Annotated in this window: 15 protein-coding genes; 8 read left to right on the forward strand and 7 right to left on the reverse strand. The window is 64.1% G+C overall.

Going from position 1 to position 13893, the window contains the following annotated elements; genetic code table 11:
- Positions 1-23 precede the first annotated feature (23 nt).
- The gene (gene ptsN / locus EY713_RS00890) at positions 24-494 is read left to right on the forward strand and encodes a PTS IIA-like nitrogen regulatory protein PtsN (protein WP_131113139.1); all 471 of its coding nucleotides are present in this window, start codon (positions 24-26) and stop codon (positions 492-494) included.
- Between the two features lie 60 nt (positions 495-554).
- Here ptsN and EY713_RS22610 read toward each other — a convergent pair whose 3' ends face one another.
- Positions 555-1550, reverse strand: coding sequence for a glucokinase (locus tag EY713_RS22610; protein WP_165490979.1), 996 nt, complete (start codon positions 1548-1550; stop codon positions 555-557).
- Between the two features lie 213 nt (positions 1551-1763).
- Between EY713_RS22610 and EY713_RS22615 the strand changes: the two genes are divergently transcribed.
- Both EY713_RS22615 and EY713_RS00900 read left to right on the forward strand, forming a co-directional pair.
- Positions 1764-2330 (forward strand): hypothetical protein, encoded by a 567-nt coding sequence (locus EY713_RS22615; protein WP_165490980.1) that lies wholly within the window; start codon positions 1764-1766, stop codon positions 2328-2330.
- A gap of 197 nt (positions 2331-2527) precedes the next feature.
- Entirely contained in the window at positions 2528-3310 is a 783-nt protein-coding gene (locus tag EY713_RS00900) for a Bax inhibitor-1/YccA family protein (protein WP_131113141.1), read from the forward strand.
- 58 nt (positions 3311-3368) lie between these two features.
- Here EY713_RS00900 and EY713_RS00905 read toward each other — a convergent pair whose 3' ends face one another.
- Entirely contained in the window at positions 3369-3818 is a 450-nt protein-coding gene (locus tag EY713_RS00905) for a DUF2794 domain-containing protein (RefSeq protein ID WP_425374328.1), read from the reverse strand.
- A gap of 214 nt (positions 3819-4032) precedes the next feature.
- On the opposite strand from EY713_RS00905, the gene htpG reads away from it, so the two are divergent.
- From htpG to EY713_RS00920, 3 genes are read left to right on the forward strand one after another with little or no spacing between them, the layout of a single operon-like run.
- A complete protein-coding gene (htpG, locus tag EY713_RS00910) occupies positions 4033-5946 on the forward strand; it encodes a molecular chaperone HtpG (RefSeq protein WP_131113142.1) in 1914 nt (637 codons plus the stop codon).
- Between the two features lie 3 nt (positions 5947-5949).
- Complete coding sequence (prmC, locus tag EY713_RS00915; RefSeq protein WP_131113143.1) at positions 5950-6873, forward strand: peptide chain release factor N(5)-glutamine methyltransferase; 924 nt, start codon at positions 5950-5952, stop codon at positions 6871-6873.
- A gap of 17 nt (positions 6874-6890) precedes the next feature.
- Positions 6891-8216 carry an NAD(P)/FAD-dependent oxidoreductase gene (locus EY713_RS00920; protein WP_131113144.1) on the forward strand — a complete coding sequence of 442 codons (1326 nt, stop codon included), beginning with the start codon at positions 6891-6893 and terminating at the stop codon, positions 8214-8216.
- A gap of 18 nt (positions 8217-8234) precedes the next feature.
- Here the strand turns inward: EY713_RS00920 and EY713_RS00925 are convergent, their stop codons facing one another.
- From EY713_RS00925 to EY713_RS00940, 4 genes are all read right to left on the reverse strand, one after another.
- Positions 8235-8432: a hypothetical protein gene (locus EY713_RS00925; protein ID WP_131113145.1), complete on the reverse strand. Its 198-nt coding sequence runs from the start codon at positions 8430-8432 to the stop codon at positions 8235-8237.
- A 175-nt stretch (positions 8433-8607) separates the two neighbouring features.
- Positions 8608-8826 carry a SlyX family protein gene (locus EY713_RS00930; protein ID WP_131113146.1) on the reverse strand — a complete coding sequence of 73 codons (219 nt, stop codon included), beginning with the start codon at positions 8824-8826 and terminating at the stop codon, positions 8608-8610.
- Complete coding sequence (trhO, locus tag EY713_RS00935) at positions 8819-9580, reverse strand: oxygen-dependent tRNA uridine(34) hydroxylase TrhO (RefSeq protein WP_131119097.1); 762 nt, start codon at positions 9578-9580, stop codon at positions 8819-8821. The genes EY713_RS00930 and trhO overlap by 8 nt, the downstream gene beginning before the upstream one ends.
- A gap of 19 nt (positions 9581-9599) precedes the next feature.
- Positions 9600-11036 carry a protein adenylyltransferase SelO gene (locus EY713_RS00940; protein WP_131113147.1) on the reverse strand — a complete coding sequence of 479 codons (1437 nt, stop codon included), beginning with the start codon at positions 11034-11036 and terminating at the stop codon, positions 9600-9602.
- A gap of 127 nt (positions 11037-11163) precedes the next feature.
- On the opposite strand from EY713_RS00940, the gene EY713_RS00945 reads away from it, so the two are divergent.
- The gene (locus EY713_RS00945; protein WP_131113148.1) at positions 11164-12120 is read left to right on the forward strand and encodes a sugar kinase; all 957 of its coding nucleotides are present in this window, start codon (positions 11164-11166) and stop codon (positions 12118-12120) included.
- Between the two features lie 9 nt (positions 12121-12129).
- Positions 12130-12783: a bifunctional 4-hydroxy-2-oxoglutarate aldolase/2-dehydro-3-deoxy-phosphogluconate aldolase gene (gene eda, locus EY713_RS00950; protein ID WP_131113149.1), complete on the forward strand. Its 654-nt coding sequence runs from the start codon at positions 12130-12132 to the stop codon at positions 12781-12783.
- A 6-nt stretch (positions 12784-12789) separates the two neighbouring features.
- Here the strand turns inward: eda and EY713_RS00955 are convergent, their stop codons facing one another.
- On the reverse strand, positions 12790-13644 hold the full coding sequence (locus EY713_RS00955) for a DMT family transporter (RefSeq protein WP_165490981.1): 855 nt from the start codon (positions 13642-13644) through the stop codon (positions 12790-12792).
- Between the last annotated feature and the right edge of the window lie 249 nt (positions 13645-13893).

Here is a 13893-nt window from a genome sequence, read left to right on the forward strand (position 1 = left end):
ACGAAATTGGATTGTATGCCATCATGGCTTTGACCGACCTCATATCCGCCGCCGCGATCATCCCGGCACTGCGAGCCAATACCAAGAAAACGGCTTTGCAGGACTTGAGCGAGCGGGCCGCCACCGTGTCCGGCCTTCCGGCGCGCGACATTTACGATGCCGTTCTCCAGCGAGAGAAGCTCGGGTCGACCGGCGTTGGGAAAGGCGTGGCGATCCCGCATGGCAAGTTGGCGACCTGTGGCAAAATCTTCGGCGTCTTTGCTCGTTTGGAGCGCCCGATCGAATTCGATGCACTTGATGGCGAGCCGGTCGATCTCGCTTTCCTTCTGGTCGCGCCAGAAAGCGCCGGCGCCGATCATCTCAAGGCTCTCGCCAAGATCGCGCGGGTCCTTCGCGAGCCGCATGTCACGACCAAGCTTCGCGCCGCCCGCGACGCCGCCAGTATCTATGCGATCATCATGAGCGACGATCTCGCGGCCTCGCACGCGGCATAGCAGACGCTTGCTGGGACGGGGCCCGCGATCGTCTCGCCCTAGTCTGTCCCGAGTGCGCCCTTAGCGCCAAGCCAACCGGTCGTAATCCAGCGCATAGCCTTCCGGGAACGTCGCGATGGCGGACATGCCATCGAGCACGGATTCGCCATGGGTCACGAGCCTTGTCGGAATTCGCTGGGCCAGCGCTTCGACCGGCGCCTTGGCCTCGAAGGATTGACGGAAGCTCACGGGATCCAGCAGATCGGTGATCCGGGGCAGAATGCCTCCCGCCAACGTCACGCCGCCGGTCGCCTTGAAAGTGATAGCGATGTCGCCGGCGAAGCGGGCCACGAGGCGCCAATAGGCCGCCAGGGTCTCGGCCTCATCCGACATGCGGTTGACCAGCGCCATCGCGGTGATCTGGGCCGGTGTCTCAGACGCGATCGTCCGGCCGACCGCGGCCATCCGCGCACGATGTACACGCTCGATGCCGATGCCCGACAAAACGCTTTCGGTCGTGATGCGGCCATGCGCCCGCTCGAGATAGGGCCAGAACCGTGCCTCTTCTTCGGTTTCAGGCGCAAAACCGATGTGACAGGCCTCGCTGGCAAGCGCCACATAGCGACCACCGGTCTCGATCAGACAGCCGATGCCGAGCCCCGTCCCCGGACCGAGGATCGCTCGGGGCCCCTTCTCCTGGACCAGAGCCGGCCCGATCTGCAGCACCCACTCGGGTTGCAGAGCCGGAAGCGACAGAGCCTGGGCCTCGAAATCGTTCAAGAGCAGGCCCTGCACCAAGCCGAGGCGTGCCGCGATCGCCGGGCCATCGATGATCCACGGTGCGTTGGTCAATTTGAGCTGACGCCCTTCGACCGGCCCTGCCCCGCAGGCGATGACGGATTTCGGCACCAGTCCGGCTGTTGTGCTCGCGAAGGCGACGGCCTCGCCCAAACCCTCGAAATCGCCGGTCTTGAGCATGGCGATGGTTTCGGTCGGAGCCTCCGGATGCATCTTGACCGCAACGCGGCAATTGGTGCCGCCGACGTCGCAGACAACGACCGGGAAGGGAAATTCCACGACGGCACCTCTTGGCTTGGCTTTCGATGGTCCGATTAGGTCGGCCCGACAGAGCCTGTCAATCCGTATCAAGAGGTTCGGCAAGCCCCTCCGGTTCATTCGTCGAACCTCGAGCCTTGCGCGGGCCATGTTGCTGCCATCAACCGTCAGCATGGTTCCTCCATCGCTTGGGGTCATAGAGACGGGGTAAGCATGATCGGAACGAGGGCTCGCTTGGCCTCCAGTCTGTTTCGCTGGGTCAATCAAATCGCCATCTCGGTCCTCGCGACCGTCATTGCGACCTCGCTCTACTCCGCTTGGCGTCCGCCCGTGTCGCCGGCAGCCACATCTCAGATCATGGCTCCGCTCATGACGGCGGCCGGTAAGTTCGCAACCCGGATCGAAGGAGCCGAGACGGCAGAGGCGGCCTCGCCACGGCCTCCGATCCTCAGCATCGTCAACCCGGGATTGACACCGACCCGGACGAGCGGGCTGATCGACGAGATCGCGCGACAGCCGGCCTATGGGGAGTTGGCAGCCTCGGTATCCGCGGCAGCGGTGGAGGCTTCGCCCGCCCAGAAAATCGTCCGAGCGGCGAGCCACGAACCAAAACGCGCGGCGGCGGCGGCAGAGGTCGCTGTCGCGAAACGCGTCGCCAACCTCCCGCAACTCGACCTGCATACGATCCCTCTGGTCGACGTCGCGGCAGAGGAGCCTCACGGTCTGTGGTCGATGGCGCGCTCGGCGGTCGGGTTGGCTACGTCGATCCGCGGATCGCTCCTGACGCGCTTCATTCCGTAGATGGCGGTCCGAGCCGTCGCGGACACGACCGAGACGGCGCGTGAATCTAAACAAACGTTCATCTGGCAGCGGCTTGCCAAGCCTTGTAGGCATCTCTGGATCACGCCATATTCGAGGACGTGACGGTCGATCGCGTTTCGCATCGGCCGTCCAGTCAGGCAGGCATGTCGCTTTGTCTGCGCCAATGTGAGGGATCAATGTCCGACTTCGACCGCAACGCAACGACCCGCTTCGGCGGCAGCGTCGCCCGAGCCGGCGCTGCCGAGATCGACCAAGGGCTGCGCACATATATGCTCGGCGTCTACAACCACATGGTTCTGGGTCTCGCCATCACGGGCTTGGTGGCACTCGGCGTCAATATGTTGGCGATCGCGGCTCCGGCCGATGCGGTTGCACGCATGGGGAGCATCGGGCTGACCAGCTTTGGTGTCGCCCTTTACGGGAGCCCGCTCCGCTACGTGGTGATGTTGGCGCCGCTAGCCTTCGTGTTCTTCTTCTCGTTCCGCATCAACCAGATGTCGGCCTCGTCCGCCCGCACGATGTTCATGGCGTTTTCGGCCGCCATGGGTCTGTCTTTGTCGTCGATCCTGCTCTTCTACACCAAGACGTCGGTGTCGTTGGCCTTCTTCGAAACCGCGGCGGCCTTTGGTGCGCTGAGCCTCTACGGCTACACGACGAAGCGGAGCCTGTCGGCCATGGGCTCGTTCCTGATAATGGGCTTGTTCGGCGTCGTGATCGCCAGCGTCGTGAACATCTTCGTCGGCAGCACGGCGATGCAGTATGGCATCTCGATCTTGTCGATCTTGATCTTCTCGGGCCTCACGGCTTGGGACACGCAGACCATCAAGGAAATGTACGATCCGCGTGATGGCGTGGACGTCGCAACCAAGAAGTCGGTCAATGGTGCGCTGATGTTGTATCTCGACTTCATCAACATCTTCCAGAGCCTGCTCTATCTGACGGGCAGCCGGAACAACTAAATCGATCGGTAAAGATCGGTCGACCAAACGAAGCCCCGGAGTGATCCGGGGCTTTTTTTTAGATCACCACCAGCTTGGGGCGCTTGTCGATCACGCTGATGACCTTCGCAAGGTCCTGCCCGCGCTTGAGGATCAAGCCGGTCGCGGTCACGACCGAATAGGCGCCTTGTTTGCGAGCTAGCGTTGGGTCCTTTTCGATCCTGTAGAGCGGGACTTCGGAGGCACGGCGGTACACGCTGAACGTCGCCTTATGGGTTGTGAACGAGATCGCGTAATCCTTCCATTCGCCTTCCGCAACACGACGACCATAGAGGTTGAGAATTTCCCGAAGCTCGAGCCGGTCGAAAGAGACGACAGGCGGCGCGGCCGCCGGGGCCTTGTGCGGTTCGGTCTTGTGCGATTCGACGGCCGAAGACATGTCCCGGCGTGGAAACGGGTGGATGGCGGCCGATGTGGGGCCACTCTCTCGTTCCGGCACACGCGATCCCGATTGTTCATCCTGGCTCATTGGCCCTCCAACATGATCTCTCCTCAGATTAGGCCGATCGGCGGTCGGTTCAAGGAAGAGCCGGCACATCTCGCGCCGGCCGCGAATTTGTGAGGCCAGCCGCGCCGATAGGCTTGCATCCAAAACCCCGCGCGACGATATCGGGCGTGGTGGCGCGCAAGCGTCGTGGATCAGGCACGCAACGCGTGCCGTTCGGAAAGGTGGATTCGTGACCATGAACGAGGCTGAAGTGGCATCTGGTGGCTCCGCGCCCGACACTCACGTTTTCCAGGCCGATGTTGCCCGTTTGTTGGATCTCATGGTCCACTCGGTGTATTCCGAGAAGGACATTTTCCTCCGCGAATTGATCTCCAACGCGGCCGACGCTTGCGAAAAACTTCGCTATGAGGCGATCGCAAACCCGGACCTCATCGGCAATGGCGGCGCGTTCGGCATTACGATCTCGGCAGACAAGGACGCCAAGACCCTGACGGTCGCCGACAACGGCATCGGCATGAATCGCGAGGATCTCGTCTCGGCGTTGGGCACGATCGCGAGTTCGGGCACCAAGGCGTTTCTCGATAAGATCAGCCAATCCGGCGAGGCCCAGGGCAACCAGAATCTCATTGGCCAGTTCGGGATCGGCTTCTACTCGGCCTTCATGGTGGCCAGCAGCGTCCAAGTCGAGACGCGTCGCGCCGGCACGGACGAGGCGTGGAGTTGGACCAGCGACGGCAAAGGCTCGTATCAGATCGCGGCATTGCCGCTCGATGCCGCCCCGGTGCATGGCACACGCGTCACGCTCCACATCAACGACGACAATACCGAATTTCTCGAGCCCTACCGCATCGAGAGCCTGATCCGCGAACATTCCGGCGCGGTGGCGGTTCCGATCTCGGTCATCGACAAGCCGGGCGAGGACGCCCGCACCTTGACCGACGGCGCGGCGCTCTGGGCCAAGTCGAAGCAGGACATCACACCCGAAGACTATACCGAGTTCTATCGCGGGCTCGGCGGTCATTTCGACGAACCGGCGCTGACGATTCATTGGCGCGCCGAAGGTCGCTACGAATATAACGTGCTGGCCTTCGTGCCCGGCTCCAAGCCGTTCGATCTGTTCGATCCCGCCCGCAAGGGGAAGGCCAAGCTCTACGTCCGTCGCGTACTCATCACGTCGGATGCGGACCTTCTTCCGGGTTGGCTGCGGTTCGTGCGTCTCGTCGTCGACACCGCCGACCTGCCGCTGAATATGTCGCGGGAGTTGATCCAGCAGAGCCCCATCTTCGCGGCGATCCGCAAGGGCGTCACCAACCGCGTGCTGCAGGATCTCAGCAAGCTTGCGGAGACGGATGCCGAGACGTTCAAGACCGTCTGGGAGAATTTCGGCGCCGTGCTGAAGGAGGGTCTTTATGAGGATCCGGAGCGACGCGATGCCATCTACAAACTGGCGCGGTTCGCCTCATCGACCCATCCGGATGGCGATCGCAGCCTCGCCGATTACGTCGCCAACCTGCGGCCGAACCAGACCGCGATCTACTATCTTCTCGGCGATGATCTGAAGCGCCTCGGGATCAGCCCACAACTCGAAGGCTTCAAGGCGCGCGGCATCGAAGTGCTGCTGCTGCCCGACGCCGTCGATGCGTTCTGGGTTTCGACCGCGGCGGGCTACGAGGGCAAGCCGTTCAAGTCGGTGACGCAAGGCGCAGCCGACATCAAGCTGGTGCCGCTGAACGAGGGCGAGACCGAGAAGACCGCAAGCGACATCAGCCCGGAGGTCGCGACCTTGCTGGCCTTCATGAAGCAGACGCTTGCGGATGCGGTGGAGGATGTCCGCGCCTCGGACCGCCTGTCCGAAAGCCCGGTCTGCCTCGTCGCGCCCGAGTTCGGCCCCGACCGTCGGATGGAGCGCATTCTGGCGCAACATGGCAAATCCGGCGCCCTGTCGAAGCCGGTGCTGGAGATCAATCCGACTCACCCGCTCGTCACCTCGCTGGCGGCCCGTGTCGCAGCCGTTGGCGATAAGAGCCTGATCGAGGATGCGTCTTGGCTGCTGCATGACGAAGCGCGCATCATGGACGGCGAGATGCCGACCGATGCGGCAGCTTTCGCAGGCCGGTTGCGGCGTGTGCTCGAACGCGCCAGCGCCTGAACCATGGCGGCGCCGCGTTTCGATCCGTCGATCACGCGGCGCGACGCGTTACGGGAGGTTGAAAGCCTCCTGCAACATGCTGGGGTCGGCGAACCATCGGCCGATGCCGGCATCTTGGTGGAAGACGCCTTGGGACTGACGCGCTCGGCCCTGCGGCTTTCGGGTCACCTCCTCCTCGGCTCCGACGCAGCGCGGTCCCTCGAGGTGTCCGTGGCACGACGCTTGGCGCGCGAGCCCGTCTTCCGCATCATCGGACGGCGCGAATTCTGGGGGCTCGACCTTGCCATCGATGCGGCCGTGCTCGACCCACGACCGGACACGGAGACGATCGTGTCGGCGGCGTTGCGGGCCCTGTCGGCGCGACGGGCCGAACCGCTCCGAATTCTCGACCTCGGCACCGGCTCGGGCGCGATCCTCCTCGCACTGCTGACCGAACTACCGGGGGCGACCGGACTAGGGATCGACGTGTCGGACGCCGCCTGCGCGATGGCTCGCGCCAATGTCGCAGACTGCAGGATGAGCGACCGGGCCGAAATCCGACAAGGCGTTTGGACCGATCGCCTGTCGGGCCGGTTCGACCTGATCGTCTCGAACCCGCCCTATATCGAAACGGCCGTCATCGACACGCTTGAGCCGGAAGTCCGCCAGCACGACCCGCGGCTGGCGCTCGACGGCGGCCCGGATGGTCTCGATGCCTATCGTGCAATCTGCCCAGCCGTGCCGGCGATCCTGGCGGAGAGTGGCGTGTTGGTCCTCGAGATCGGCGCTGGTCAGGCGTCGGACGTCTCCCGCCTCATCGAACGATCGGGCATGACCATGATCCGCACCGAACGCGATCTTGGCGGACATGACCGCGCCCTCGTGGCAGGGTGGCCGACGCAACCACCAGGAACCTGCCCGCTAGGAACTTGCCCGCCAGGGCCATAACCGCAAGGGACGCCGCCATGACGCTCGCCCAGGCCAAACCCGCCGAAAGACCCCGTGTCGTCATCGTGGGTGCAGGCTTTGGGGGACTCGCGACCGCCAAAGGTCTCGCGGGCGTTCCGGTCGATGTGGTGGTGATCGACAAGACCAACCACAATCTGTTCCAGCCCTTGCTATACCAGGTCGCCACCGCGGCGCTTGCGCCCTCCGACATCGCGGTTCCGGTTCGTAGCATCTTCTCCGATCGACCCGAGGTCACGGTGCTGATGGACGAAGCCACCGGCATCGACACGAACCGCCGCGTGGTGCGGCTTGCCGAGGCGGGCGAGATCGGCTTCGACATGTTGGTGCTGGCGACCGGCTCTGTTTATTCCTGGTTCGGCCACGACGAATGGGCCGACCATGCCTACGTCTTGAAAACGCTGGAAGATGCGCTGATGCTGCGCGGCAGCCTTCTGGCCGCCTTCGAATGGGCCGAGAGTCGCACCGATCCCTCCGAAATCGAACGGCTTCTCACCTTCGTGGTGGTTGGCGGCGGGCCGACCGGCGTCGAACTGGCCGGCGCCATCGCGGAACTCGCCCATTCCAGTTTATCGCGAGACTTCCGCCATATCCGCTCGTCTTCCGCCCGTATCGTGCTTTGCGAGGGCGGCCCGAATCTCTTGGCAGGCTTCCCGCAGCATTTGTCGGATTATGCGCGCAAACATCTCGAGGATCTCCATGTCGAGGTGCTGACCAACACGGCGGTGCAAAGCGTCGATCATGACGGCGTCGTGGCGGGGGGGACGCGGATCAACTCCGCCAACGTGCTCTGGTGCGCCGGAACCGCCGCGACGCCGGCGGCCGTCTGGCTGCAGGCGGACAAGAGCCGGAATGGCGCCGTCAAGATCGCTCCCGACTGCACCGTGCCGGGCCATATCGACATTTTCGCGGTGGGCGATGTGACCGATATGACGGGGCCGAACGGCAAGCCGCTTCCAGGCGTCGGGCCCGTGGCCAAACAGCAAGGCGCCTATGTGGCCGAGGTGATCGCGGCGCGTGTGGCGGGCCGTCCCGCTCCAGCGCGCTTCGTCTACAAGGACGCCGGTTCGATGGCGATGGTGGGACGCTCGTCGGCGGTCGCGGATCTCGGCAAGGTCAGGCTCACGGGTTTCGTGGCATGGGTGCTGTGGAGCGCCGTCCACCTGTTCTTCTTGATCGGAACGCGGAACCGGATCGCGGTCTACCTGAATTGGGCCTGGGCTTGGCTGACCTACGGACGCGGCGCCCGATTGATCACGCGCCTCGATCCCCGCACGCGCCTCGAGTTGAAACAGCAGAACGACACGGGAAGCCGTCCCGTCTGATAAGATGGGCTCTTGCCGTCAGGTCAGTTCCCAGACCCGATCGGCCACGCCGTCGAGATCGTCTTCGGTCACATCGGCCAGTCGCTTCTCGACACGGAACAAGAGGCTCGTTCGCCCCTCGCGCATGATCAGAACGACGGTTTCGAGATCGGGTGAGCCAGGGTCGGAGCAGTCGACTTCGCTGACCTTGACGACATCATCTCGATCTAAGACCAATTTGTCGTGGAGAGACGTTGCGAGATCCGCACAATGCAACCGTGCGGCCAGAGGAGAGACCCGACGCTGCACAACTTGAAACATCTCGGGCCCCCACCGCCGATGTACTCCGCATCAAGATGTCGACCGCAATATACTGGTTTGTCAAGGCCATCGCAGCACAAAGCAGCGCAGGTCAGTAATGCGGGGGTGGAACCTGCGGATGCCCTGCCCCCGCGTCGCTTTCGGTTGCCTTCACCCGATCGCCGAGAGCCGCGACCTGTCGCGACAAGCTTTCGATGCGGCTCCACAGCATCGTGATCGTGTCGCTCAAGTCTTCGATCGCCTGCTCCTGGTAAGCGAGCCGCATCTCCAGCGTCTCGACACGGTTCGGCAGTGCCGTCGTATCAGTCATCAGCGGGTGATCCGGATTTGTCGCGACGCGTTTGTTGAAGACCATGCCCCAGGGCGACCCGCTCGTCGAAGACGAAACAGTCGCCCGACCACCGGCTGTTGGCCGGCTGTACCGTTTCAAGATATTTCAGGATCCCTCCCTTGAGGTGAAACACCTCGTCGAAGCCAAGCGACAAGAGATAGGCACTCGCCTTTTCGCACCGGATACCGCCGGTGCAGAACATGGCGATTGTTTTGTGCTTCTGAGGATCGAGCGCGCGCGCCGCGAAATCGGGGAATTCACCGAAGCGACCGATTTTCGGATCGATCGCACCGACAAAGCTGCCCATCTCGACCTCGAAGCCATTGCGCGTGTCGAGGACGAGGATATCGGGTCGATCCAGAAGGGCGTTCCAATCGGCGGGCTCGACATAGGTGCCGACACGAGCCGTCGGGTCGCCGCCTGGATGCCCGAGCGTGACGATTTCGCGCTTGAGACGGACCTTCAGGCGGCCGAACGGCATGGTCGCGGCGGTCGAATATTTTAGGTCGAGCCGATCGAGGCGGCCGCCGAACACGCCATCGCCTTGTAGCGTCTCGACCAAAGCCGCGATCGCCTCGGGAGAGCCGGCCACGGTTCCGTTGATCCCCTCGCGGGCCAACAGCACCGTCCCGTAAATCCCGAGGTCCGCACAAACGGCGAGCAAAGGCGGCCTGAGGTCGCGCCAATCGGGTAGCGGAACGAATTGATAGAAAGCGGCGACCCGGATCGGCATCGCGGCCGTATCGTCGTGATCAGCCGCCATGGGTCGGCGCCTCTCTGCCGTAAGCCTCGCCCATCGCCCGGATCGCGGTGATCTTGGCTTCGAACATCGACCAATCGTCATCCTTGTCGACGGCACCGAGGATCGTCTCGACCTCATCATGCTGCATGGTGCAGGGCGTGGCGCCGGCGAAATAGGCATGATCGAGCCGCAACCCCTCTGCGGGCGACGCATCCGCGAAAGCGGACCGCACCGGCGCGAAAGCGTCGGTCGCGTAAATGTGTCCGACCGGTCCGTGCACGGCCTTGTCGAACCTCGCCGTGCCGCCGTAACAATCGAAGATGACTTGCTCGAATGGCGCCTGGCTGGAAGCGAGGAACCCCCAGAAGGCATGGACGAGGTCGTCGTCCCGCTCATCGCCGCGCGCCGCAATCCCAAGCCGCCGCAACGATTGCTCGACGAACGCCCGGCGGAACGCTGGGGCGAACTCCGCCAGCGCTTGTTCGAGATCGGCTTGTGGCGCGAGCGGGAGAAGGCATTCGGCCAAACGCGTCAGGTTCCACAACAGAACGCCGGGCTGCTCCCCATAAGCGTATCGGCTCGTGTGATCGAAATAGGCGGCCGTAAAGCCCGGATCATAGGTGGGCAAGAACCGCCACGGCCCGTAATCGAAGCTCTCGCCATTGACGTTGATGTTGTCGGTATTCAGCACGGCATGGACGAAACCCGCCACCATCCATTGCGCGCCCATGCGAGCCACCTTGCCGCCGACGGCACGCAAAAATGCGATCGCCCTGCCAGCGACGGTCGCGGCCTGCACCTCCGGCATGTAGGTCGCGATCGTATAGTCCAGCAATCGCTCGATATTGCTCGTTTCGTCGAGCGCCAACAGGCGTTGGAACGTGCCGATGCGAACATGCGAATGGCCGAGCCTCACTAGAACCGAGGCGCGCGTCGGCGATGGCTCGTCGCCCCGCTGGAGCGCCTCGCCGGTCTCGATCAGGCTGAAGCTCTTCGACGTGTTGACGCCGAGCGCCTCCAGCATTTCGGTCGCCAGCACCTCGCGGATGCCGCCGTTCAGCGTGAGCTTCCCATCGCCGCCGCGCGACCAGGGCGTGCGCCCACTCCCCTTGGTGGCGAGATCGAGCAGCCGACCGTCCGTGTCATACAGTTGCGCGAACAGAAAACCGCGTCCGTCGCCGAGGTCCGGATTGTAGCTGCCGAACTGGTGACCGTGATACCGGAGGGCGAGCGGCTGCGGGAAGCTGCCTGGCAGCGGCTCGAACCGGGCGAAATGCGCAATCCATTCGGCGTCGGTCAGGCCCTCGAGCCCGACCCGCGCAGCCCATCGATCATTGCGGAAACGGATGCGCTGCGCCGGAAACGGTGCCGCCGACACCTCATCATAGAAGTCCGTCCCGAGCGCGGCGTGGCTGGTGGCGGGGCGGAAGGCGGGTGAAAAGACCATGGCGTGCTAGATAGACACCTGCGCGATCATCGGCAACGTGACGCATGACGATGGGGGTCGGCACGATCTCGGGTGGAAAGTCGGCCTTCGTTTGGCGTAGAAGAGCGGAGGTGATCGCGGGAGTGTCATGGTGGGTGCGGAACTGGATCTCGTCTGTCTCGGCGAACCGATGCTGGAATTCAACCAGCAGACCCGCTCCGCGGCCGAGCCGCAGATGTTTATCCAGGCGCACGGGGGCGACGCCTCGAATGTCGCCATCGCGGCCGCCCGTCAGGATGCGCGGGTCGCTTTCCTCTCGGCTGTCGGGGACGACATCGCAGGGGCGAGCTTTCTCGATCTGTGGCACCGCGAGGGCGTCGAAGCCGCTGCCGTTCAGACCGACCCGGACAACCCGACCGGCGTCTATTTCGTCCAGCATGACGAGAGCGGCCATCGCTTCTCCTACCTGCGGCGCGGGTCGGCCGCGAGCCATTACCGGCTCGACCAACAGGGTCACGCCACGATCGAACGGGCTCGCTTCACCTTCGCATCGGGCATCAGCCTCGGCATTTCGGATCAGGCTGCCGACACCGTGTTCGAGGCGTTCGCAAGCGCCCGACGCCACGGCCGTCAGATCGCATTCGACACCAATTATCGCCCCAAACTGTGGCCTGCCGCACGGGCCTCCGCCGTCATCCAGCAGGCCCTCCGCCACGCCGACATCGCATTCCCAGGAATCGAGGACGCGCAACTCCTGCTCGGGCTCTCCGATCCGGACGCGATCGTGGACCTCTGCCTCGACATGGGACCCCGCATCGTGGTGTTGAAGATGGGGAGTGCCGGATGCCTTGTCGCGACGCCCGAGGGGCGTAAGCTCGTGGCGCCCTTCCCGTGTCGGCCCGTCGATGCGACCGGCGCGGGCGACACGTTCTGCGGCAGCTTCCTCGCCGAAGCGGCGCGCGGCGCCTCGATCGAGGACGCCGCCACCTATGCCAATTGCGCCGCGGCGCTCGCCACCATGGGCTATGGCGCCGTCCCGCCCATTCCACGGCGACGCCTGGTGCTCGACACGCTTGCCGGCAAGCCGGCGTCCCTTTCTTTTTAGGAGTTACGAATGACCCCCACGCTTACGGCGCGACTCGACGCCATCATGACGGATGGCCCCGTCATCTCGGTCGTGACGATCGACGACGTCGCTCATGCGGTGCCGCTCGCGCGCGCGCTGATTGCCGGCGGTGTCCGCGTCATCGAGGTGACACTCCGGACCCCGGCGGGGCTCGAAGCCATTCGCCGGATCGCAGCGGAGGTGCCGGAGGCGGTGCTCGGCGCCGGCACGGTCCTGTCGGGCCAGCAGGCGCGTCAATCCGAGCAGGCCGGCGCCTCCTTCCTGGTGTCACCGGGCCTGACCGAGCGCCTTCTGGGCGAAACGGCAGAATTGTCGATCCCCTTGCTGCCGGGCATCGCCACGGCTGGCGAGGCCATGCTGGCGGCCGAGGGCGGCCTCACCCGGCTCAAGTTCTTCCCGGCCGAACCTGCGGGCGGTGTTCCGATGCTGAAGGCTTTGCATGGCCCTCTGCGCGATCTGGTCTTCTGCCCGACCGGCGGCATCGACATCGCCAAAGCGGCAAGCTATCTCGCCTGCCCCAACGTGGCTTGTGTCGGTGGCTCGTGGTTGACCCCCTCTCGCGCCATGGCGGCCGGTGATTGGGCCGCCATCACGGAGGGCGCGCGCCAAACGGTGCTGCAACTCGGCCCCAAGGCGGCCTGACCCCCGCTACGCGTCCGTCGCGACCGGCCGACGGTCGATCGCGACCCGCTTTCGCAGGAACACAGACAACCCGCTGCCGATGATGATGGCGATGCCGATCAGGATCGAGGGTGTCGGCACGTCGCTCCAGAACATCCAGCCCATCAGCACAGCCCAGATGATCGACGTATATTGCAGCGGCGCCAACAGGGACGCCGGTGCAAGCGCCAGCGCCTTGGTGATGCACATGAAACAGGCCGACGACACGATCCCGACCAGGAACATCAGGCCGGCGTCGACGAGACTTGGGGTCACCCACACGATAGTGCAAGTCGCGGCGCCGAATAGCCCCGTGCCGATGGTCTGATGCGTCACCAGCGTCAGCCAATGGGTGCCGCGGAGCTTGCGGGTGATCGTGATCGACAAAGCGAACATCGTCGCGCCGAATAGCGCCACCAGGGCCGATGGCGACAGGGCGTCACCGCTCGGATGGAGCGCCACCATGACACCCGCGAAACCGACCACGACCGCGGCCCAACCGCCGATGCCGACGCGCTCGCCGAGGAGTGGGGCCGAAAGCGCCACGATGATGAGCGGTGCCGCGAGATAAAATGTCATGACATCGGCGAGGGGGAGCGCCCGCGTCGACAGATAAAACGAGTAGGTATCGGCGATCGAGCAGACGATCCGCGCGGCGTGAAGCCAGAGTTGCCCATCGAGGCGAAGGCCGACGCGCTGGCGCAGCAGCATCGGCACCAGAAGCATGCTCGCACCCACGGCGCGCAACATCATGATCTGTCCGACGCTGTAGTCGACCACCAGCCATTTTCCGAGCGCGTCATTGACCGCGAAGAAAAACAGCCCAACCACATATAAGCTCATGCCGACGGTCGATCCCGCCGGTCGCACCATCTGCATGACCGTTACCGCGTTGAAAGTTCGGGGTCGATGCGAGGCGTTGTCCGGACCAAGCTTGGTTCGGACGAGGCTGATTCGCGACGTTCGACGGCCCTAGCATGGAAAGCTGCTCTGCGGCGGTGCAAGTGCCGATAAACAGGGCACTGGCTGATAGGTCGCCGTTCTCGGCCGCGAGAAGACGAAGCTTTCGCGAATCGCTTCTGTTAAGAAGAT

The organism is Lichenihabitans psoromatis, assembly GCF_004323635.1.
Lineage (GTDB): Bacteria > Pseudomonadota > Alphaproteobacteria > Rhizobiales > Beijerinckiaceae > Lichenihabitans > Lichenihabitans psoromatis.